18 protein-coding genes are annotated in these 21,325 nt (G+C 55.2%); 7 read left to right on the forward strand and 11 right to left on the reverse strand.

Annotated features, from left to right (window positions below; translation table 11 throughout):
- Positions 1 to 7: 7 nt before the first annotated feature.
- From grxC to ACK4IR_RS07615, 5 genes are all read right to left on the reverse strand, one after another.
- A complete protein-coding gene (grxC, locus tag ACK4IR_RS07595; RefSeq protein WP_409873780.1) occupies positions 8 to 271 on the reverse strand; it encodes a glutaredoxin 3 in 264 nt (87 codons plus the stop codon).
- Positions 272 to 376: 105 nt separating this feature from the next.
- Positions 377 to 1,690, reverse strand: a complete 1,314-nt coding sequence (locus tag ACK4IR_RS07600; protein WP_409873781.1) for a CO2 hydration protein — start codon at positions 1,688 to 1,690, stop codon at positions 377 to 379.
- A 15-nt stretch (positions 1,691 to 1,705) separates the two neighbouring features.
- Positions 1,706 to 3,181, reverse strand: a complete 1,476-nt coding sequence (locus ACK4IR_RS07605; protein ID WP_409873782.1) for an NADH-quinone oxidoreductase subunit M — start codon at positions 3,179 to 3,181, stop codon at positions 1,706 to 1,708.
- 27 nt (positions 3,182 to 3,208) lie between these two features.
- The gene (locus ACK4IR_RS07610) at positions 3,209 to 5,044 is read right to left on the reverse strand and encodes an NAD(P)H-quinone oxidoreductase subunit F (RefSeq protein WP_409873783.1); all 1,836 of its coding nucleotides are present in this window, start codon (positions 5,042 to 5,044) and stop codon (positions 3,209 to 3,211) included.
- Positions 5,045 to 5,205: 161 nt separating this feature from the next.
- Positions 5,206 to 6,537, reverse strand: a complete 1,332-nt coding sequence (locus ACK4IR_RS07615; RefSeq protein WP_409873784.1) for an HlyD family secretion protein — start codon at positions 6,535 to 6,537, stop codon at positions 5,206 to 5,208.
- Between the two features lie 419 nt (positions 6,538 to 6,956).
- Here ACK4IR_RS07615 and ACK4IR_RS07620 point away from each other — a divergent pair, with 419 nt between their 5' ends.
- Positions 6,957 to 7,331, forward strand: coding sequence for an FHA domain-containing protein (locus ACK4IR_RS07620; protein ID WP_409873785.1), 375 nt, complete (start codon positions 6,957 to 6,959; stop codon positions 7,329 to 7,331).
- On the forward strand, positions 7,328 to 7,948 hold the full coding sequence (locus tag ACK4IR_RS07625) for a biotin transporter BioY (protein ID WP_409873786.1): 621 nt from the start codon (positions 7,328 to 7,330) through the stop codon (positions 7,946 to 7,948). The genes ACK4IR_RS07620 and ACK4IR_RS07625 overlap by 4 nt, the downstream gene beginning before the upstream one ends.
- Here the strand turns inward: ACK4IR_RS07625 and cobN are convergent.
- A complete protein-coding gene (gene cobN / locus ACK4IR_RS07630; protein WP_409873787.1) occupies positions 7,945 to 11,628 on the reverse strand; it encodes a cobaltochelatase subunit CobN in 3,684 nt (1,227 codons plus the stop codon). The two genes, ACK4IR_RS07625 and cobN, sit on opposite strands and share 4 nt — an antisense overlap.
- 127 nt (positions 11,629 to 11,755) lie before the next feature.
- On the opposite strand from cobN, the gene ACK4IR_RS07635 reads away from it, so the two are divergent.
- Positions 11,756 to 13,948 carry an ATP-binding protein gene (locus ACK4IR_RS07635; protein WP_409873788.1) on the forward strand — a complete coding sequence of 731 codons (2,193 nt, stop codon included), beginning with the start codon at positions 11,756 to 11,758 and terminating at the stop codon, positions 13,946 to 13,948.
- On the opposite strand, the gene coaE is transcribed toward ACK4IR_RS07635, so the two are convergent.
- The 3 genes from coaE to ACK4IR_RS07650 form a co-directional block, all read right to left on the reverse strand.
- Positions 13,919 to 14,530, reverse strand: coding sequence for a dephospho-CoA kinase (gene coaE, locus ACK4IR_RS07640; protein WP_409873789.1), 612 nt, complete (start codon positions 14,528 to 14,530; stop codon positions 13,919 to 13,921). The two genes, ACK4IR_RS07635 and coaE, sit on opposite strands and share 30 nt — an antisense overlap.
- The gene (locus ACK4IR_RS07645) at positions 14,523 to 15,086 is read right to left on the reverse strand and encodes an FxLYD domain-containing protein (RefSeq protein ID WP_409873790.1); all 564 of its coding nucleotides are present in this window, start codon (positions 15,084 to 15,086) and stop codon (positions 14,523 to 14,525) included. Before ACK4IR_RS07645 ends, coaE begins: the two co-directional genes overlap by 8 nt.
- A 99-nt stretch (positions 15,087 to 15,185) precedes the next feature.
- Positions 15,186 to 16,109 carry a DUF928 domain-containing protein gene (locus ACK4IR_RS07650; protein WP_409873791.1) on the reverse strand — a complete coding sequence of 308 codons (924 nt, stop codon included), beginning with the start codon at positions 16,107 to 16,109 and terminating at the stop codon, positions 15,186 to 15,188.
- A gap of 87 nt (positions 16,110 to 16,196) precedes the next feature.
- Here ACK4IR_RS07650 and ACK4IR_RS07655 point away from each other — a divergent pair, with 87 nt between their 5' ends.
- Positions 16,197 to 17,003, forward strand: a complete 807-nt coding sequence (locus ACK4IR_RS07655) for a 7-carboxy-7-deazaguanine synthase QueE (RefSeq protein WP_409873818.1) — start codon at positions 16,197 to 16,199, stop codon at positions 17,001 to 17,003.
- A gap of 2 nt (positions 17,004 to 17,005) precedes the next feature.
- On the opposite strand, the gene ACK4IR_RS07660 is transcribed toward ACK4IR_RS07655, so the two are convergent.
- The gene (locus tag ACK4IR_RS07660) at positions 17,006 to 18,205 is read right to left on the reverse strand and encodes a hypothetical protein (RefSeq protein WP_409873792.1); all 1,200 of its coding nucleotides are present in this window, start codon (positions 18,203 to 18,205) and stop codon (positions 17,006 to 17,008) included.
- A gap of 127 nt (positions 18,206 to 18,332) precedes the next feature.
- Here ACK4IR_RS07660 and ACK4IR_RS07665 point away from each other — a divergent pair, with 127 nt between their 5' ends.
- A complete protein-coding gene (locus tag ACK4IR_RS07665; RefSeq protein ID WP_409873793.1) occupies positions 18,333 to 18,677 on the forward strand; it encodes a carboxymuconolactone decarboxylase family protein in 345 nt (114 codons plus the stop codon).
- 10 nt (positions 18,678 to 18,687) lie between these two features.
- On the opposite strand, the gene ACK4IR_RS07670 is transcribed toward ACK4IR_RS07665, so the two are convergent.
- Positions 18,688 to 20,040, reverse strand: a complete 1,353-nt coding sequence (locus ACK4IR_RS07670; RefSeq protein WP_409873794.1) for an AAA-associated domain-containing protein — start codon at positions 20,038 to 20,040, stop codon at positions 18,688 to 18,690.
- Positions 20,041 to 20,329: 289 nt separating this feature from the next.
- On the opposite strand from ACK4IR_RS07670, the gene ACK4IR_RS07675 reads away from it, so the two are divergent.
- Both ACK4IR_RS07675 and ACK4IR_RS07680 read left to right on the forward strand, forming a co-directional pair.
- On the forward strand, positions 20,330 to 20,683 hold the full coding sequence (locus tag ACK4IR_RS07675) for a hypothetical protein (RefSeq protein ID WP_409873795.1): 354 nt from the start codon (positions 20,330 to 20,332) through the stop codon (positions 20,681 to 20,683).
- Positions 20,684 to 20,788: 105 nt separating this feature from the next.
- Positions 20,789 to 21,265, forward strand: a complete 477-nt coding sequence (locus ACK4IR_RS07680; RefSeq protein ID WP_409873796.1) for a DUF2214 family protein — start codon at positions 20,789 to 20,791, stop codon at positions 21,263 to 21,265.
- Positions 21,266 to 21,325: the final 60 nt, after the last annotated feature.

A 21,325-nucleotide genomic window follows, 5' to 3' on the forward strand; every position in this document is an offset into this window, starting at 1 on the left:
CATTCCGCTAGGCTGCCGCTTGCAGGAGAGCGTCCAGTTTTCCTTGCGCCTCTAGGGCATAGAGGTCATCGCAGCCACCAATGTGCTCGTTGTTGATGAAAATTTGCGGGAGCGATCGCCGGCCATGGGCACGCCGAGCCATTGCTTCCCGCGCCGCTTCATCCCCATCAATCACGTACTCGGTAAACTGCACCCCCTTGTGCCTCAACAGTTGCTTTGCCCGAATGCAGAAGGGACAACGAGACCACGTATAGATTTCAACCTTGGCCACAGCAATGACACCTCGTTACAAAAATTCACCTTGGTTCCAGCCTAGCAAAAAGGGAGAAGAGACACACCTTCTCTCTCCCCCTGTCCTTCAGCTCCTGTTCAAGCTCTACAGGTAATTGGGAACTTGGACATTGCGGATCTTGCAAGCCTCGGCAATCCCGTACTGCGGGCGAATAAAGCGATCCATCTGCGCCACAAAGAAGCGGCGGTTTGCCATCAGGTGCTCGGGATTGGGGTCATCCAAGGGATAGTAGAAGGCCGCACGGGTGGCTTGCAAAACCGCAGAGGTCACGGTGTACATCGAGTGTTGGAAGGCAATCCCCAACTGCACCAAAATATCCTCCTCACCCCGACAGTGCTGGTGGAAGTAATCCCTTAGGTACTGGGGCAGGAAGTGATACATGTCTTGGTGCAGCAGTGTTGGGGGAATCCCTGCTGTCCCCACGGGGAATTTATCGGCAAAGAGAATGCCATAGTGGAAGTCCACTTGATCAGTGGGGATTTGATGGGCTTGGGCATTGTAGGACTTGGTGCCGCGGAAGGGGGCTGTGCGGTAAAAGACTGCTTCCACATAGGGGAAGGCCGCTTCATAGAGCCACATAAAGCCCTTTTCCTTGGGCACAAGGACATGCACCTCGTCATCAATATAGACATGGTGGTAAATGGGGCGACCGGCAGCAGCAAAAATTGCATTGACCAAGAAGTTCATGGCCTCCTTGACACTGGTGATGCTGCCCTCGTCGTAGCGATCGCTAATCTCAAAGAAGACCGGTGCCATCACTTCCCAAAATAGCCCCAGCACGGTCATGTAGGTGGCTTGGCGGGTCTGTTCCAAAAAGAGGTCGGGAAAGAGCTTGTACAGCCCCAGCATCAGGGGGTTGCGTCTGAAGTAGGCACGAATGGCCTTGTCGGCAGCGGCTTTGTACTCCTCAGAATCCAGGTAACGATCCAGCTCGCCTCCCATGCGGTGCCACATCATTTTGCGGGCAAGATCCTCCGAAAACTCCATGTTGATGCGATCGTGCCAAAGGTGGTGCAGCAGGCGGGGCATCTTGCCGGTTTCCCCCTTCTCGATGAAGGCCATCAGTTCGGGGCGAGCATGGGCCGAACCCCGCCAAATCCGCAGATCTGCCGTATCGCCGGCATAGTGGTTGGGCAAATCAAAGTATTCCTTGGTCGGGAAGTACTTAAAGAAGGGAAAAGGATCAATGAAGACCCGCTCGCCGAGATAGAGCAAATCCCGCCAGTAGAAGTCCATCGGAATCGAATAGGCTTTGTACATGCCGATGATCTTCATCAGGTTTACCGGCGTGTCGGGAATGAGGGCACCCCCCGCCTCAAGGCGGTAAATAATCTCGGCCAAGGGGTGATCCAGCGGTGGCAGTTTTGCCGAACTGGGGTGGGCGATCGCTTCAACCATAGGAGATTCTCCTAACTATTGGGGTAAACGAGCCACAATTTCCGTGGCACTCGGTATGGCAGCAACCATCTGGGCACTGGTGGTTTCACTCCACCGCACCAGCCACGTGGGCTGAATGCCCAAGACTAGGATCAACAGGGTCAGGACAAGGGCGGGTATTTTTTCTGACCAAACCACCCGTGGGTAGTAGGCGGTGGCATTGTCAAGGCGACCAAAACAGGTGCGATTAATCAAAATCACAAAGTAAACCGCCGTCAAACCGGTGCCGACAACGGCAATCAGGGTGGGAATTGGGAACCGGCGATAGCTACCTTGGAAGATTAAAAATTCAGCAACAAACCCCATCAGTCCCGGAATCCCCGCACTGGCCATCCCGCCCAAAATTAAAAGGGCAGCGGTCGTGGGGAGGCCGCGCAGGGGGTTTAGCAGGCCGTTGAGCACATTTAATTCCCGGGTGCCCACTTTGGTTTCAATCACCCCTACCAGATAGAACAGCAGCGCCAAAATCAAGCCGTGGCTAATCATTTGGGCGATCGCCCCCACCATGCTCAGTGGGGTATGGGCCGCTGCCGCCAGCAGGACATAGCTCATGTGGCCAATGGAACTGTAGGCCACCATCCGTTTCATATCCTTTTGGGCAATAGCCGCAAGGGCACCATAGATAATCCCCACCGCCGCCACGATCGCCAGCAGGCCGGAAAACTGCCCCCAAGCCGCTGGAAAATAGCCCAAGGCAAAACGCACCAAGCCATAGGTGCCCAGCTTTGCCAGTACGCCTCCTAGGAGAATCGCCGTCGGGGTGGAGGCTTCCACATAGGCATCGGGCAACCAACTGTGGAGGGGCACCAACGGCATTTTGATCCCAAAGCCCAAGATTAACAGCAACAGGAGAATGGCTTGGGTCGTGGGTGCCAAGCCGGCCAGCTGGATATCACCAACGTCAAAGCTCGGCGCCTGGGTCAGCCAGCCCATGGCCAAAAAGGCGGCAAGAACCAAAATGCCGGAAACTGCGGTATAGATAAGGAACTTGATGGCAGCCTGTTCACGGCGTTGTCCCCCCCAGATCAGGATCAGCAGATAAAAGGGCACCAACTCGATTTCGTAGAAGAGGACGAACAGGAGCAGATTTTGGGCGGCCAAAGCGCCGCTAACCCCTGCATTGGCCAGAAGGACAAGGGCATAGAACAGGCGAGGGGCACTTTTTTCACCTGTAAACACCACCCCAAGGGTCAAGAACGTCCCTAGGACAATCAGGGGTAAAGACAACCCATCCACCCCCAGGGAATAGTTCAATCCCAAGGGCGACAGCCACGGTACAAATTCCGTAAATTGCAGGGTTGTCTGGTGGACATCGAACTGCGTCAGCATTCCCAAGGAAAGGGCAAAGGTGACACCGGCAGTACTCAACGCTACCGAACGCAGCGATCGCTCCGGCAACAGCGGCATCAGCAGTGCACCGATGACGGGCAAAACAATTAACAGCGTCAGCATAGGGCAACAACCTCAAGGAATGGCACACTAGGCCAGCAGGGGCCAGCAAATGGCAATGACCAGAATGGCAACCCCCATCAAGATGGTGAGGAGATAGGCTTGGGATTGACCGGTCGTGCTGTACTTCAGGCGATCGCCCCCCAAGAGCGTCACCACGCCAAAGGCGTTGCCCGCCCCATCCACAAAGGTGCGATCAAACCAAGCGGTCAGGCGGGAAATTATATCCACCGCACCCACCACGGTGGCTTTATAGAGCTTTGGCGTATAGAAATCGTAGGCCAGCAGATCTTGAACCGACGGGAGGGGAAACTGCACCGGCTTGGGAACTGCTTTGCCGAGATAGACCCATGCGGCTGCTCCCCAGCCCAAGAGGGCGCTCAGGGTCAGGGCAACGGCGGTGGTCAAGGAAGGATGCGTCCAAATCACCCAATCAAACCGCCACATGAGAATTGGCAGGTGCAGGACGATTCCGAGGTCAACGGTCATCGGCAAAATCATTGGCCAAAAGACCTCCGGCGATCGCGCCGTCATGGGTTTCACCTCACCGCCCCACACAAGGCAGAACGTGCGCCCCAGACTAAAGGCGGCAAAGGTATTCACCAGCAACAGCACCACCCCCACCCAAGGCAGTTGGGCAAAGGCCGTATCCAGCAACTCCGCCTGAGGGAAAAAACTTGCCAACGGTGGCAACGCCAACAGTCCTGCCGAACCCAAAAGGAACGAGATACCCGAGATGGGGCGCCGTGACCACAGCCCACCCAACAGGCGCAGATCTTGCGTGATGCTATTCCAGATAATGGCTCCGATACTCATCATCAGCAGAGCCATTGCCACCCCATAGGTGAGGATAAAGACAAAGGCCAAGCCCGGTTCCTTGAGACCCACCGCAATGAATACCCAGCCCATGTAGGCGCTGACCAAATAGGAGAGGGCGCGCTTAATATCCACTTGGGCAATGGCAATGAGGGTGCCCCCCAAGGCGGTAACACTCCCGATCACCAGCAAAGCCGTCAAGGCCACAGGGGAAAGACTGAGAACGGGGGTTAGCTTCACCAGCACCCATGCCCCCGTGGCCACAACAACGGCATTCCGCAAAATCGAAGCAGGAACTGGTCCTTCCATGGCTTCATCCAACCACAGGTGCAGCGGAAACTGAGCACATTTGCCCATCGGTCCGGCAATCAAGGCCAAACAAATCAGTGTAATCAGCGTGGGATTGACCTCAGCCGTCGCTGCCCAAGCCGCCAAATCGTCGTAGTTCCACGAGCCGGCAAGGGGATAAATTGCCAACACCCCCATCAGCAGCACCAAGTCTCCTATCCGTTTGGTGAGAAAGGCATCGCGGGCACCGGTAACCACCAGAGGCTGGTTAAACCAAAAGCCGATGAGTAAGTAGGTGGCAAGGGTCAGAATTTCCAGCACTACATAGTTAAAGAAGAGGGAGTCAAGGAGCACAAGAGCCGCCATCCCCCCTTCAAAGAGGGCTAAGAGGGCAAAAAACCGCGCCCAGCCCCAATCCGTCTCCATGTAGCCGATGGCAAAGACCTGAGCCATGAGGTTCAAGCCTGTGATCAGCATGAGAGCTGTGGTCGTCAAAATCGAGATTTCAACGGGAATGTCAAAGTGCAGACCCGCGACATCGAGCCACGTCCAATGCACAGACTGCGGTGGTTGGTGGGCGATCGCCACCGTGGCGAGGAGGGCATGCCCAAAGGAAAAAAACGTGAGCAAGAGATTCACATAGCCCGCCGGCCGAGGCCCTGTTTTCCGAGTAATCCCCGGCGACCAAATCAAGGACAGCCCCATTCCCACCAGCGAGTAGAAGGGAACGAGCCATAGGGTGTCCGCCAATGATTGCAACATAAACCTTGCTTATACTTAATGGAGAAGACTCATAGAATTTAATCCTATCTATCAACGGCACCGTACTTGACAGCGTTCAAGGGTAAAGTTACATCACACTTTCTTATTGCCTAGATAAGCGGCAACCCCAGCCGTTGCCCCAAGAATGACCCTGTCAACACCTAAGGGAAAATTTGAAAGGTCACCCGGGCGGTGTAGCCCACATAGCAGAAGTTACCCTCGCCCCAATCGGGGTCAGAATCCAGCTCGACGCGCACCTGACTCTGGCGTGGATAGTTTTCGGGAATGGGGAGCACCTGATCGTCGCCGGGGTTCAGGCGACCTAAACCCGAGCGAATGTTGCTGACGGTGCCCCATAGGATCTTCCCTTTCTTGCCATAGGGTTCAATTTTTGCCCTCGTGCCCGGGTGGATCAGCCGCAGCGATTGTTCATCTACAAAGACATCAACCCAACGGCGCTGGCAGTCCAACAACTGCAAAATGCGATCCCCTTTGCCGAGAAACATTCCCAGACGAGCATCCACCCGCCACACATAACCGGCAATGGGGGCAGGCACCTTCACCACCCTGCGCTGTGCCACCTCCCGCCGGGCTTGGGCAACCTGCCGTTCTTGGGCAGCAATTTCCCGTTGAATGCCTTTGACAATTGCCTGCTGTTCCCCAATTTGAATTTCTAACTCTTGTAGCCGTAGGCGGGGGTCATCGCTACTGCGGGTGCGACGCAGGGTGAGTCCCAATTCGGCAGCACGGGCTTCGGCCTTCAGTGCTTCCACGGTGCGAGCCGCAGCTTCCACCTCCCGTTGACGTGCAGCCACTTGGGCTTGGCTTTGCTGCAATTCCGTGAGTGCGGCATCTGCCTGGATTTGGGGCACGGCTCCCTGCTGCGCCAACTGCCTAAAGCGCCGGTAGTTGGTTTGGGCAAGACGATAGCGTGCCTTGGCATCGGCAAGATTCGCCTGAGCAGCCGCGAATTCGGCTTGGGCGGCCGCCACTTGGCGCTCGGTTTGTTCAACTTCGAGGACTTGTTGATTGCGTTCATCCCGTTGGGCAGAAGCGAGCAGTCCCTGCAACTGAGCTAGCTTTGCTTGGGCAGCTTCTAATTCTCCGCGCCGCCGTTCTAGCCATTTTTCGACTTCTCGAGCGTTGCCTTGACTAACATAGTCATTTTCTATGAGGGCTAGGGGAGCATCTGTGGGTTCAATCAACTCACCTACCCGTGCTTTGAGTTCCTCTAGGGTTCCTTCCTCTGGGGCACGCACATTCACAATCACGCCATTAATGACCGCATCACGACTGCGCACCGTTGTTAAATGGCGGTAGAGAAACACACTGGTAAAGGCAAGGATGCCACAGCCGGCTGCCAGCACAAGTAGATTGGCAAGGAGCGATCGCCGTAGCTTCAGCTGTTGGGTGGAAAAAACGGGCTTTTGAGTCCGAGGGGGTTTAGTTCTCTTCAGGAGCTTTAACCTAGAAGCTAAGGGGACTTCTTTCATAGCCAATCCAATAATTTAGAACAGGGATGGGTGACTCTTTTTGAATTAAGTATTGTGTTAGTCTGTCACCTTCTTTTTTAAGTACTAGACTGCTAAAAATTGATTTACCTTTAGATTTCTTTTGTTTTTGATATGCTTTAATCTAAGCATACTTTTTAAGCTGGTGCTATCCGTGAAACTACTGAATTTCATCTCGGCGAAAGTACCGAATTGACGGATGTTTTCTAAACTACAGAACTATCCCCTTCAAGGGTTAAGAATGCCACCTTGTGCTTGTGTCTACCCTTGCCAGAGGACTGTTCTACGTGTATTGATCTATCGGAAAGGCGGGGGTATCGAGGCACCCTGAAGCCCAAAAAGCAATCTGTCTGAAAAGTCGCAAAAAATTCGTATGATAGAAGTATCAACGGTCAATCTCCATGGTGAATTTTCCAAGTGTTGACAAGCAAGCATGGCTGATTGTGCGCTCCCAAGGCACGGTGGTCGGTAAGTATCACCTCGCAGGCAAGGCCTTTTGGAAAATTGGGCGAGCCAGTGACTGTGACATTATCCTCCACGATCCTTATGTTTCCCGACATCAGGCCACCATTGAAGTGCGGCCTCGCGGCCATGCCTTGGTGTACTTAATTCGGGATCACCACAGTCGCAATGGCACATTGATTAACGGTACTCCCCTAGCCGATGAGCGAGTATTGCACCATGGCGACATTATCATGATGGGGGATACGGATCTCACGTTTCGCTATACCGCTCCTACCCCCCCAGTCCTGCCGGAGGTGTTGCAGCCCTCTTGAGAACCCCCTTGTCTCCCCTCGATGAATTTCTATGGGCAATTTTAGGCCTGCTGCTCACCGTGACTGGCACATTTATGGAAGCAGCGATCGCCATCCCCAACTTTCTCAATGCGGAAGGGCAATGGGTTTTGCCGAGTTCATGGGCTGCCGTTCCCGTGTATGCCTTACCCGTATCCTACCAAGTGGCGGCGGTTCTCCTGGTCGGCTGTATGGGGGGACCTCAGGCGGCAGCCCTCTCCCAGATAGCCTATTTGATTCTGGGGCTGAGCGGCTTTCAGGTGTTTTCCCAAGGGGGCGGCTTGGACTATTGGCGTGAACCGACATTTGGCTACCTCTTGGGGTTTGTGCCGGCGGCTTGGGTCTGTGGGTGGCTGGCCTTTCGTCCTCAAAAGCGGGCGAGCTTGGAATGGCTTGCCTTGAGTGCCCTGGCGGGACTGGTGCTCATTCATGTCTGCGGTGCCCTCTACCTCGGTGGTCTGGCTCTGGCAGGACAGTTGGGTCAACCCTTGCTGGAGCTACTAGAGCAGTATTCCCTTTTTGCCTTGCCGGGGCAGTTGGTGATTGTCTGCTTGGTGGCCACCGTGGCGCGGGTGTTGCGCTGGATGTTGCTGTACTAAGGAACGGCGTTGCCCTCAATCCACCCTTCTGCCTCTAAAGCGAGCGATCGCAGGCAGTCTAATATCTGCGGATCGGGGGTCTGCCACAGTTGACGTTGGGCAGCTTCGAGGAGCCGCTCGGCCATATCCCGCAGGGCCCAAGGATTGTGCTGCGCCACAAAGGCTTGCATTTCGCCATCGAGCAGGTAGGCCTGAGCAACGCCTGTAAACACATAGTCGGGCACACAGCGAGTGGTGGCGGCATAGCCAAAGAGGTAATCCACCGTGGCGGCCATTTCAAAGGCGCCTTTGTAGCCATGGCGTTTGACGCCGGCCAGCCATTTCGGATTGATGACACGGGAGCGATAGACCCGCAGCAGTTCCTCTTGCAGGGTGCGAATCTTCGGCTGCTCTGGTCGGGAGTGATCGCCAAAGTAAACCGTGGGCTGCTGCCCCGATCGCGATCGCACGGCAACGGTCAAGCCCCCCTGAAACTGGTAATAATCATCGGAGTCCAACAGATCATGCTCGCGGTTGTCTTGGTTTTGCAGCACCACCTGCAATTGACTTAGCCGCTGCTCAAGGGCTTCAGGGACATTGTGGCCGTGGGCTTCTCCTGTGTAGGCGTAGCTACTCCAGTAAATGTAGGCACGAGCCAAGTCCTCATCCCCCTGCCAGTTTTGGGCTTCGATCAGTCCTTGGAGGCCTGCCCCGTAGGCACCCGGTTTAGAGCCGAAGATGCGAAAGCATGCCCGTTGCCGTGCTTCATCCCAAGAAAGACCCTGCCGGTGCCAATACTCGGTCTCCCTTGCCACCTGAGCGGCCAAGGGATTTTGGTCGGGGGGTTCATCCAACCGGCTGACCCGCTGCACCGCCTCGTCAAACAGGGCAATTAAATTGGGAAAAGCATCGCGGAAAAAGCCGGAAATCCGCAACATCACATCCACCCGCGGTCGTCCCAACAGGGACAGGGGAATTATCTCTAAATCCACCACCCGCCGCGAGGTGCCTTCCCACACCGGACGTACCCCCAACAAGGCGAGAGCCTGGGCAATATCGTCGCCGCCGGTGCGCATCGTGGCCGTGCCCCATACCGATAGGCCAAGGGTGCGGGGGAATTCGCCGTGCTCCTGACAATAGCGTTCGATGAGAGCCGCAGCCGATCGCTCCGCCAACGCCCAAGCAGCTTCGGTAGGCACGGCCCGCAGATCCACGGCATAGAAATTGCGGCCGGTGGGTAGAACATCGGGACGACCGCGCGTCGGGGCACCGGCAGCCCCACTGGGAACATAGCCACCATTGAGGCCATGGAGCAAGTGGTCAATTTCTTGGCGGGTCTGTTGCAGGGCAGGATAGAGGACGGTGCGAATCCAATCCAGTACCTGTCCGGTCGCCCTACCACAGGGGAGAGAGGGTTTGCCTTGAATCAAACCATCCACCAGGGTTGCTGCCGTTTCCTCGAGGGCATTTTGCCATTCGCCCACAGAGCGATAGCCGGCCACAGGACTCGGCGCCGTTGCATCCGCAGTGAGCGGGTCTAGCTCTACCCCTTGATCTTGAGCTAAGGCGCGGGTGAGACCGATATGCTGTGAACTGGGACTGCGGGCAATGGCAACGATGAGATCCCGCAACTGTCGCCCTTGGGGACATCGGCCAAGGATATGCAGGCCATCGCGGATTTGGGCATCCCGCAGCTCGCAGAGGTAGCCATCGGTACGCGCCAGCCAAGCCGTCCAAGTTTCCTCTGGGCGGGGGGCAGCAATTTCTTGATCTAAGTCTAGGGCTTTGACAAGGGCTTCAATCTGCTGCCGCAGCACCTGCAGGCGCGGGCGATCGAACTGCTCGGCGGCATAGTATTCCTCGATGTAGTGGCTGAGGGTCTCTAGGCCACCGTACAGCTCGGCGCGGGTAAGGGGCGGTGTCAGGTGATCCAAAATGACCGCTTGGGCACGGCGTTTGGCCTGGGCACCTTCGCCGGGGTCGTTGACAATAAAGGGGTAAAAGTGGGGCACAGGCCCTAGGGCAATTTCCGGAAAACAGGCCTCACTGAGGGCAATCCCTTTGCCGGGCAGCCATTCCAAGTTGCCGTGCTTGCCCACATGGACAATCGCATCTGCTCCAAAGACATGACGCAGCCAAAAGTAAAAGGCAAGATATTCGGGGGTGGGTTCCAAATCGGGGGCATGGTAATTCAAACTGGGGTCGCGATCGTAGCCGCGACTGGGCTGAATGCCGACGAAAATGTTGCCCCAACACTCACCCGCAATCGGCAAGTCGGCGGTGGGAGAGGGCCAGCGTCGGTGGATGGCCTCTTGGGCGGCTTGGGGCAGTGCCTGAAAATAGCGCCGGTAGGTGTTAAGGGGCAGCGTGTAGCGGGGCAGCCGCCAAGGATTGCCTTCGGGGTCGTTGGTGGAGGAGCGGCTGAGGTGACGGATCAGGGCATCGCCATCCTTGGGCAGAGGATCCGCCCCGAGATCATAACCTGCCTGCCGCAGTGCCTTGAGCAGTTCCACGATACTGTTGGGGGTATCCAGACCCACGCCATTGGCAAGACGACCATCCCGGCAGGGGTAGTTGGCCAAAATCAGGGCAATGCGGCGTTGGGAGGGGGCTTTGCGGCGCAGCTTCAGCCAGTTGGCCGCCAGATCACTGACCCATTGCAGGCGATCGCCCGCTGCTGCATAGGTGGTCACCGTTGTTTCCAGCTGCGGTTGAATTTGCGAGACCGCCTTAAAGGACACCGCACGGGTAATAATGCGCCCATCCACCTCCGGCAAGACCACCTGCATTGCCAGGTCGCGCGGCGTCAGCCCTTGGGGATGCTGTTGCCAAGTCTCGTAGGTACTGCTGCTGAGAATCACCTGTAATACGGGGACATCCAACTGCTGCCAAAGATGAACCTCGTTGGCTCTGGCGATCGCGAACCCCGTGGTATTGAGCACCAGTTCCACCTTGCCCTGCCATGCCGCCAGCAGCTCCCGTTGAATTTCCGAGTCCTGCAGCGAGGAGACAAACACCGGCACAGGTGCCAGTTGCCGCTGCATCAAGGCTTGAGCAAGGGCATCAATCACGGCGGTATTGCCTGCCAAATAGTGGGCACGATAAAAGAGAATCCCCACCTGCGGCCAGTCGCTTGACGTTTCTCCCGACATGGGATAGGTGCCCCAACGGGGAATCCTTTGAGGAGGCAGGGGAGGCTGACCCCAACCGCAGCCGTAGTGGCCGATGAATTCCAAAGCCCGCCGAATATTTTCTTGCCCCCCCTCGCAGAAGTATTGCCAGAGGCGATCCACCTGTGCCGGCGGCCAACTGGAGCGGCTCATGAGTTCTAGATCGGGGCGATCGTCCCCCGGCAAGAGAACCAACTGCCCGCCGCGATCGCCGACCACCTGCTGCGCCACCTCTAGGCCATAGCTCCAATAGCCCCGTCCCCCCAACAGGCGAATCACCACAACCTCAGCCTTGGCCAAGACGCGATCGCCATAGTCATCAATGGCTGCCGCTGCCTGTAAATGCAGGAGGTTGGCAACGCGCAGTGGCGGAAAGTCCGCAGGCAGTTGGCGGTAAGCCTGCGCGAGCAGGGCAATCTCCGTATCCGCCGCCGTTAAAATAACAATGGGTGCACTGCTTTGCTGTAGAAATGCAACTTCCCCGTTATCAGGGGCAACAGAAAGATCATTTAATGTAAGAATTCGATGCATTCCTTGACAACAACATTAAAGAAACTAGAGCACTTTCCCGTCTTCTAGCCTTAAGCCTCTACAACGGAATCTAAGGAGCGATCGCCCGCGCTGCGGCAATACCCATCCCCGCCGACATCCACACCCTATGCCTCTGCCGACCTTTGATCGAATTTTACCCGTCTTTTTCTACGAGCGAATCACTACCCTCTTGCTCACAGACGCCACCCAGCGAGGTGCCACGGTGCTCAGCTGGGAAGAGGTCAGCGAGGGCAGCAATAGTGAGGCTCCTTTTCTGGCGGTTGTCGCAGCCACCTTTGCCCTGCTGGTGCGGGCGGAACCCGTCCCCCAGCTCCATGCCTATCGGGTGCAACTCGTTACCGACCCCTCGGCGATCGCCCGCTTTTTGCGCAAACTCCGTAGCCAAGCCCCTGTGAAGTGCCGCCCCCTGATCCGCACAGTGTTGCAGCAACTGCCGGCCCTCAACGGCAAGGAACAGATGTTGCCTGCGGAGTTGGCGATCGCCCTGATGGCTATCCTCAGTGAAGAAACCACCGCTCAGTGCCAAAGTTGCCAACCCCTCGTGACGGCTGCCCTCAACGAGCGTCAAGCCCAAGAACGGTTGCTGCACCAAGTCACCACCCAAATTCGTCAGAGTCTAGAACTGCCTGAACTCCTAAAAACAGCCGTGGATCGCATTCGCGAGTTTCTGGATGTGGATCGGTTGCTGGTGGGGCAGTTTGGTCAAACCCAAGGGGCGCTGCACGGGCAAATTACCTATGAATCCTGCCGCGATGGGAGCATTCCCTCCGTCTTGGGGCTATGGGATGAATGTTGGCAGTGGTCAGCCCTACCCAGCAGTAGCTATCAGCGTCTGCATCGTGGCGAGACCATTGTTGTGAGCGACATCGAGCAATTTTACGCAGAGGTGCCCTGCCTTCAATCCTTTGCCGCCCGCTGGCAGATCAAAGCTTGGTTGATTGTGCCAATTCTTGTTCAAGACAAACTCTGGGGCGTGCTCATTGCTCACCAGTGCGATCGCCCCCGCCGCTGGCAACCCCAAGAAATTGAATTTCTCACCCACCTTAGTCAACACCTCAGCATTGCCATTTACCAAGCGCAACTCTATAGTGAACTGCAACAGCAAAAGGCCACCCTCGAACAGCGGGTTAACGAACGCACCCAAGCGCTGCGGGAAGCTCTCAGTGCCATGGAGGCTGCCCATCGCATTAAAAACGACTTCTTGGCCACCATGAGCCATGAACTGCGCACCCCCCTCACCTGTATCATTGGGGTTTCCGCTACCCTCTTGCGCTGGCCCCTTGATCCGGCAAAACAGCGGGAATATCTGGAAATTATCCATGAGAGTGGCACGCACCTACTGGAGTTGATCAACAGCATTCTCGATCTTTCCCAAGCAGAACTGGGGCGATCACACCTGCATCGCAGTGCCTTTTCAATTCGGCAACTGTGTACGGACTGCATTGAAGTCGTCAAACCCCAAGCTCATCGCCATCAGGTGAACCTGCACCACCAACTGATGATTCCGCCCAGTCGCGATCGCTTTTCGGGCGACTATCGCCGCATTCAGCAAATTCTCATTAACCTGCTGAGCAATGCCATCAAGTTTACTCCCGCAATGGGGGAAGTGATTCTGCGGGCATGGTGGAAAGAGGATGAACTGATTTTCCAAGTGCAGGATAACGGCATTGGTATCCCTGCTCATCTACAACCCTTGCTCTTTCAGAAGTTTCAACAATTAGATAGCTCCTTTGGCCGTGCCTACACAGGAGCCGGTTTAGGGCTAGCCCTCACCAAGCAATGGGTAGATCTGCACCATGGCTGGATTGAGGTAGAGTCCACTGAGGGTAAAGGCAGTATCTTCACCGTTGGGCTGCCGGCAATTCCTTCAGAACCCCTGTCAGAACCCCCTAAAGTCAAGCTGGATGTCCCACCCTTAGCAACAACGGATGTGCTGGTGGAGCCTGAAGGGCGGATTGTGCTCGTGAGTGAAGATGAGGCCACCGCCACACTGATCTGCTCTATTTTGACCACGGCGGGTTATCAAGTCATTTGGCTCGTGGATGGTGAAGTAGAACGACTGCTAGCACTCACCCCCATTGCAGTTCTTTTGGCCGAACCCTTTAGCTATGGAGATGTGCAGGAGCTGGTGGATCAGTTGCGGCAACGCTGCACCCCTGAGCAACTTAAGATTTTCATTTTGGGATCAGACGGGAACTATCAGGGAGTCGATCGCTACATTCCCCTACCCATTAATCCAGAAAGTTTCCTGCAACAGGTGACAATGGGGCTAACCTCCCTTGCCATTTCTGCCCAATGAGGAGAATGCCTCATCCACCTGATGGTAAAGTTCCGCAAGAGAACCGGTATTCCAGAGCACTGTGTCTGCCCGCCGAATTTTTTCCTCTAGGGGCAGTTGACTAGCTAGGCGTTGGGCGGCGGCATGTCCAGAGAGGCGATCGCGCTGCTGAAGGCGAGCCAACTGTTGCTCAGATGTAGTGGCTACCACCCAAATGCGATCTACGAGGCTTTCAAGGTGAACTTCAAAGAGGAGGGGAATGACCAAGGCCATCAGGGGTTGATCGCACATCTCAATGGCTCGCTCCATCTCAGCAATGACCCAAGGATGAATTTGTGCCTCTAACCATTGGCGCTCTTGGGGTTGGGCAAAGACAATTTCCCCTAAGCGGGGGCGATCAAGGGTGCCATCACTACGACAAATCTTACCCCCATAGCGATCGACAATGGCTTGATAAATGGGCGTCCCCACGGCAACTGCTTGTCGTGCTAATTTATCAGCATCCACAACGGGCAGACCATAGCGCTGCTGCAAGTAGGTAGCCACCACGGATTTACCACAGGCAATCCCACCGGTGATACCAAGGCGAAGCGGTTTAGACACCCCCTTGTAGCACTACCGCTGGCTGACTCAAGCGCACCCGTGCCCCAATATCTGCTGGCACAGTAGGGAGCATTTGCTGAAATGTCACGGTTTGACCAGGACCTACGGTTGCCGGTTCTGGCGTCGCTGCTCCCGTTTGCAGAATTTCGCCGTTGGTACCTACAACTTCATAGTTAATGGATTGGATGGTTACCGCTTGGCGGTTATTATTCGTCACTGTGCCGGTCACTACCGAAGACCCCGGTAACTTAAGTACCGGCTGAAGCTGGGGCTGACCGACGCGGATATTGCGCAACAGTTGCTGTTCCAGAACTTTGGGATCAACTTCTTGGCTATTGTTTGGGGTCGCGGGCGCAGAAGCGGCTGCCGTTGCACCAGAAAGATTCAGCAGATGGTTCCAGTAGCGTTGATTGCGCCCCCACTCATTAGGAGAGTTGCCAATAATCACAATGTCACCCGCAACCCGTTGTGCCAAGGCAGGCAGGGGGGCGATCGCTCCAAGGAGCACAATACTGGTTAGCCAAAGGGAGAATGGTGATCGAGTTATCTTGAGCATGGCGCACGCTCCTGTCAATGCAGCCTACCTTCTATCCTAGTGCAACTTGATGTGAGGTTTGTTCTCAGCCAACCGCCCTCAATATCGGCACAGGAGCCTCTAGCGCAACAGCGGCATATTGACAATTTGTGGATCAATACCCGCACTCTTGAGGACATCCTGCCACTGCTGTTTGATTGCAGCGTCATTGGGATTGCTCTGCTGCAACTCCACAAGGGTTGCCAAGGTATCATTCCAGAGTTGACTCGTTGCCAAAAGCGGCAGGCGATCAGCTGCTGGCATGGCAGCGATCACCTGGGCAAGGTTTTTGTCCACATCGGCCCGCTCAATCCAGCCTGTGACAAAGGGATTGGCATCCGGTTCATTGGGCTTACAGGTGAGGGAGAAGATCCACTGGTATTTTTGGCCCGGTTGTAACTTCGCTTTACTGGCATCCACCGTCACGGGTAAAATACCGGCTTTACCATTGAGGGGCACTTTTTGAGTGAGCAGGAGATCGCCGGCTTCTGAGAGCAGCAGCAGTTCCGCAGATTTTGCCATGCTTTGGGGCACAAAGAAAAAGAGACTGGGATTAGCCGCAGCCGTCATCCCCAAGTTGTTATCGGGAACAAGGGCGACGATTTTTGTCAGGGCGCCTTGGGTACATTCACCAAAGCGGGTGGCGCCTGCGACTCGTTGCCCCGGCATCCCACGATTTGTAGGTACAAAGGTGAGACGGTTACTCGATTGGGCAGCGTAGCGATCGCGGGCAATATAGGCCTCCACATTACTAATGGCCGTGAGGGCATAGCGATTGCCGGGACGCAAACTGAGGGCACGGCGGAAATTCACCAAGGCGGATTGATAGTCGCGCTTAGCGGTGAGTTGATATCCCCGCTGCATGTAGCGATCGAACTCACTGGCTTCGCTAGGAGAATTTTGGGCAACAGCAGGTAACGATGGCAAAATGACTGGCAGGGCGCCTCTCCCCATTGCCAAGGTACCGAGCACGAGCCATGCAAGGCCAAAACGGTGGGCAGACATAGCACTAACCTACTGAACACGCTAACTATCTTTAAGGTACTATCGGAAAGAGCGCCCGATTGTGATCAGGCTTGCATCTCCCCTGTGATTTCTGTAAAAGAACAGCAGACTCAGGATCAGGTCTCTCTTGATCAACGTGCCCTTCCCTTGGTGGAAATTTTCTCAGCCATTCAAGGGGAAGGCGCCAATGTCGGGTGTCGTCAGATATTTATTCGTTTGGCGGGCTGTGATCTCCGCTGCACCTATTGTGACAGTGCCCACACTTGGTTTGTTCCCTCCCATGCTCTAATTGAGGAACGCGCGGGCGATCGCCATTTTCAAACTGTTCCCAACCCCGTCACTACCTCTCAGGTGCTCCATGCTGTCGCGCAGCTCAATAGGCCGCCAATCCATGACAGCATTAGCCTCACTGGCGGTGAACCGCTCCTCCATGCGACAACATTGGCTCAATTTTTGCCCCTCCTGAAGGCGCATAGCTCACTGCCCCTCTACCTTGAAACCGGCGGACATCATCCAGAAGCACTGGAACTGGTTCTTTCCTATCTCGATAGTGTCGGCATGGACATCAAGCTGCCTAGCGTCAGTGGTGAGTGCCATTGGTCAGCCCATGAGGCCTTTTTGCGCCTCTGCGATCGCGCCCCTGTCGAGGTCTTTTGCAAAGTAATTCTTTCCCAAGCCACCGACCCTGCCGATCTGGATCGCCTCAGTACCCTAGTGGCCGGGGTAAATCCCCACATTCCGGTCTTTCTGCAACCGGTAACGCCCATCGGTACCGGGCGCTATACCCCTCCACCGACCCCGGCACAGGTTCTTGCCTGGCAAGCACAGCTCAAGGCACGGTTGAGCACCGTCCGCGTTGTGCCCCAAACCCACAAATTTCTGGGGCAGCGCTAGTGTTATTTCTTAATCAAAATGTAGGCTCGCACACGATCCGGTAAGCGACGGGTAGCCGCTTGATAGGTCGCACGGTTAGGAAAAATTCCCGCCAGAAAGTCCAACTGATAGAGATTGGGGACAAAGGCGCCGCCCGTATCGGCAATAACACCAAGACGCAGTTTAGGTTGTTTGCCCCGTGTGTCTTCAATCACCACCACCCGCCCGAGACCGATATTCCAGACATCCCCTGCAAAGGTCACTTCAGGTTCAATGTTGATTTTGTTCTCGATTGTGTTGCCATAGCCCTTGATGGCCGCCACTTCGCGAAAATACCAATAGCGGCGCTGCTCGGAGGGCGAAACCCCCTTTGCAAAGGGAATGCCGTTATTGCGATCCACATTAAAAAAGGCTTGGCCACCCTCCTCAAAGTGAACGAGAATTGTTCCCTGCATTAGGGCATCTTCAAAGGCGGCTCGCGTCAGGTAGGCCAAGGGCTGCACCCGTCCATAGAAAGAACCACCGGGTTCAAAAATTCCTGCGAGTACTTGCTGCTTGGTGAATTGCTTATAAAACAAGTCCTCTGGTTGGTCGGGAAGACGGGGCGGCAAGGCATAAAGTGCCGTATTGTAGGTGTCTGTGCGGGTGCGTGAGCCGCGATGGGTAAACACCGCATAGTTGGTGAGGCGCAATTCCTCGGTTTGGGTCGGGTTGCGGGGGTTGTAGGGCAGCCATTGAATGACGCGAAAGTGCCGATGAATAAATGCCGGATCTTGTAAACGGATGGGGCGCTTGCTGCTAATGTCCTCGGTCAGCGTTGCAATCATAAAATCTAGGGTCGTGAGGACTTGGGGCAGCGTGACTCCCTTAATCGCCAGAATGCCCTCCCGTTGGGTAATGGGATCTGTCTCACTAAAGTCTTGAAAATACTGGCGAGTGTTACGCAACACTTGGAGTAGCTTCATGGGGACGGTGCTAATGCGGTGTGAGGGCAGGGGGCGATCGCGAAACAGTTTCCGTCCATCCACTTGAAACTGGGGTCGGCCAAACTCATCCACAGCGGTGTACAACGGGCTTGCCGGAGGCGGGGGTGCTAAAGCTGCCGGCGCAACCGTTGCCACCGACCCCCCCACCAAAAGAAGTAAGCCACCGAGAAGACTAACCCTATTGCCCCACCTAAATTGCATACAGACATCCTCAACGGGGTGCAATTCCTCAATCATTGCCTAAGCCGTTTTTCTCGTCAAAGGGACACCAACCCCCAAAAAACGGAAAAAACGTTGAAAGTTCAGCCCGCCGCCCCCGGTTAACGGCGATGATAGAGGTATCAGTTCTTGTTGCAAAACAGGGATGTACACCGAACAGATCAATCACATTAAATCCTATACGGCAAAGCTGACGGCGGCGATGCCCGAGGCCATGAAGGCCTTTTACAGTTTAAGTCGTGCCTCTTCGGCGCCCGGTGCCCTCGATACCAAAACCAAAGAGTTAATTGCCCTGGCCATCGGGGTGGCCAAGCACTGTGACGGCTGCATTGCCTTCCATACCCGTGCCGCTTTGCACGCCGGGGCAACCCCTGCGGAAATCATGGAGACTCTGATGGTGACGGTGGCCATGGATGGCGGTCCTGCCTTGATGTATGCCACCCATGTGATGGAGGCGCTAGAGGAATTTGCCCAAGAAGAAGCGCAGTAGGCAGCCGGCCTCAAACGGCAGTTGTTTCAAGGGGCAGTGGCTCTTCGGGTTCATTGACTTCAAGGAAAATTTCCTTGGCGGGTTCGTCGTAGCTAAAGAGTTCGGCATAGCGTCCCCAGTCAATGGCGGTATTGAGCTGGCGATCGGCCTCCTGCGGCGTAAAGTGCCGCTCTAAAATATCCAGCACCAGACTTTCGGGAATGCGGTGGTTTTGCTTGGCCATCAGGAAATTGTGGATCTGCTGCACAAGACGGATATGCTTGAGGAGTTGCTGGCGAATAATCAGCTTGCGCTGGTCAATATCCCCCTGAATAAAGGCATTGCCAATGGGGGTGACACTAATATCGCCCTCCTTGAGTTCCACCAGTTCCATCATCTGGGCGGCTTCGACAATGGGCAGAATGTCATCTAGCTCCAGTTGCAATTCTTGGGCAATGCGATAGAGATCTTCTTTGCGATGTTCGAGGAGTTCCAATAGACCGGCGATCGAGCCAATGCGCACATGGGGCAGCAGCGGATAGCGCGGTTCTTGACTCGTAGGGATTGTTGCTGGCTTGGGTTCCAGTTGCTCCAATTCATCCACATGGAGATTGGTGAGGATTTTATAGATGCGATCCACGGTGGCTTGAAACTCCGGATTCTTGCGATCGCGATAGTGGGGGAGTGTTACTGGAAAATCAGCCCGTACCCGACCGGGGTTGCTCCCCAAAACAATAATGCGATCGGCGAGAATGACCGCCTCCTCAATGTGGTGGGTGACGATCAAGATACTCTGCGTGGGGATTTTGTGCTCTAGCCACAGGTCAAGGAGTTCAAAACGCAGGTTTTCTGCTGTCAGCACATCCAAAGCCGAAAATGGCTCATCCATACACAATAGTTCTGGCTCCACCGCTAGAGCACGGGCAAACCCTACCCGCTGCCGCATTCCGCCCGATAGTTCCTTGGGGTAGGCGTTTTCAAAACCATCCAAGCCAATAATGTCAATCATTCGCAGTGCCTTGCGGCGGCGCGATCGCGGGCCTTCTCCTAAAGCCTTTAGACCCAATTCCACATTTTCCAACACCGTTAGCCACGGATAGAGCGCCGAACTTTGAAAGACAATGGCCGCTCCCGGGTTCAAGCCCTGCATCGGCTGCTCGCGGTACAAGACCTGCCCAGAGGTAGGCGCAACCAAACCCGTAATAATGCGCATCAGTGTTGACTTACCGGATCCCGATGGCCCTAGGAGGGCAACAATTTCTCCTGTGCGCAACTCAAGGTTAATATTTTCCATAATGCTAATGACCTGACCGTTAGGCTGACGGTAGGCCTTACCCACATCCAGTAAGCGGACGAGCGATTCCCCTTTGGTTTTGGCGTGCATAGTCCTGCATCCTGTGGCATTTCCACCGTTAACGTATCATGAGGATTCAGGTCTTGGGGAGCTTAGGGGACAAAAATTGCCCCTAGGGAATGTGCTGCACTTTGCCTATCATCTCAACACGTCATGAGTTGATTTACAGCCCTTTTCCTAAGATATCTGGATAATTGGAGCGACTTGTGCCACCAAGCTTGGCGATCGCCACCCAATTTGTAGAATTTCTGATAGCTTTCCCCACGGACTTTACTGTAAACTAATTAGCGGTTTCTTCATAAAAGGTAACAATTCCGCTATGGGATTCTTTGATCGCCTTTTTCGTCGGGGCAAGCAAGCTGACGCCCAACCCAGCAAAGACTTTTTTCTCGATCCCGATGAAGCCAAGACCTACGGCAATATTGAGTATATGCGTACCGCCAAAGTCGTGAAAAAAACGTTCCCTGCAACCGGCGGTGCAAAAGAAGAAGTAGAAGTGGTGGAGTTGGTCTCTTCCATTGAAAAGGTGAATCCCGAAGAGCAAAACAAAGGGAAACCGGAACCCAGCGTCAGTGATGTGGTGACACCCCCAGCCGAAGAACAGGAACGCCGCCGCAGTGATCCCAGCTTAGACCTCTTTCGCTCCATGGCCAAAGACCTACGCCGTGGCTAAAGCCTAAAAACCTCTGTGGGTTGGTGCTTGCACATCCCAGCGCTGCCCCTTAGGATGAATACAGCTCTTTTTGCAAAGTCTCTCACTCGCCAAGGAAAATTTCGGATGAACGCCCTTTGGAGCAGTGCTGCGATCGCCTATCTACACTATCTCAGCTTCATGGTGGCTTTTGCTGCCCTTGTGGTGGAGCACCTTACCCTGCGCAAGGATTTAGACCTCAAACAGGCGTGGCGATTGGTGATTACCGATGCCCTCTATGGTATTGCGGCGGTGACCGTTCTGGTCACGGGGATTTTGCGGGTGCTCTATTTCGGCAAAGGCACGGCGTACTACTTGGCCAACCCCGTCTTTCACCTTAAGGTGGGTCTATTTATCTTGGTGGGGTTGTTGTCCCTGTATCCGACAATCTCCTTCCTCCTGTGGATTAAACCGTTGCGAGAAGAAAGAGCACCCACCCTAGACCTGCCGACTGTGCAGCGTTTGACTTGGGTAATTCGGGCGGAGCTGGCTTTTCTCAGTGCCATTCCCTTTTTGGCAGCGATGATGGCGCGGGGCATCGGTCTCGATTGGATTCAACGGTAAGAGCCTTCAGCCGGGGAGCGATCGCCCCTATCATAGATCTTGCTGCCACGGATACAACGG

Origin of the sequence: Thermosynechococcus sp., assembly GCF_046299635.1 — a bacterium.
Lineage (GTDB): Bacteria > Cyanobacteriota > Cyanobacteriia > Thermosynechococcales > Thermosynechococcaceae > Thermosynechococcus.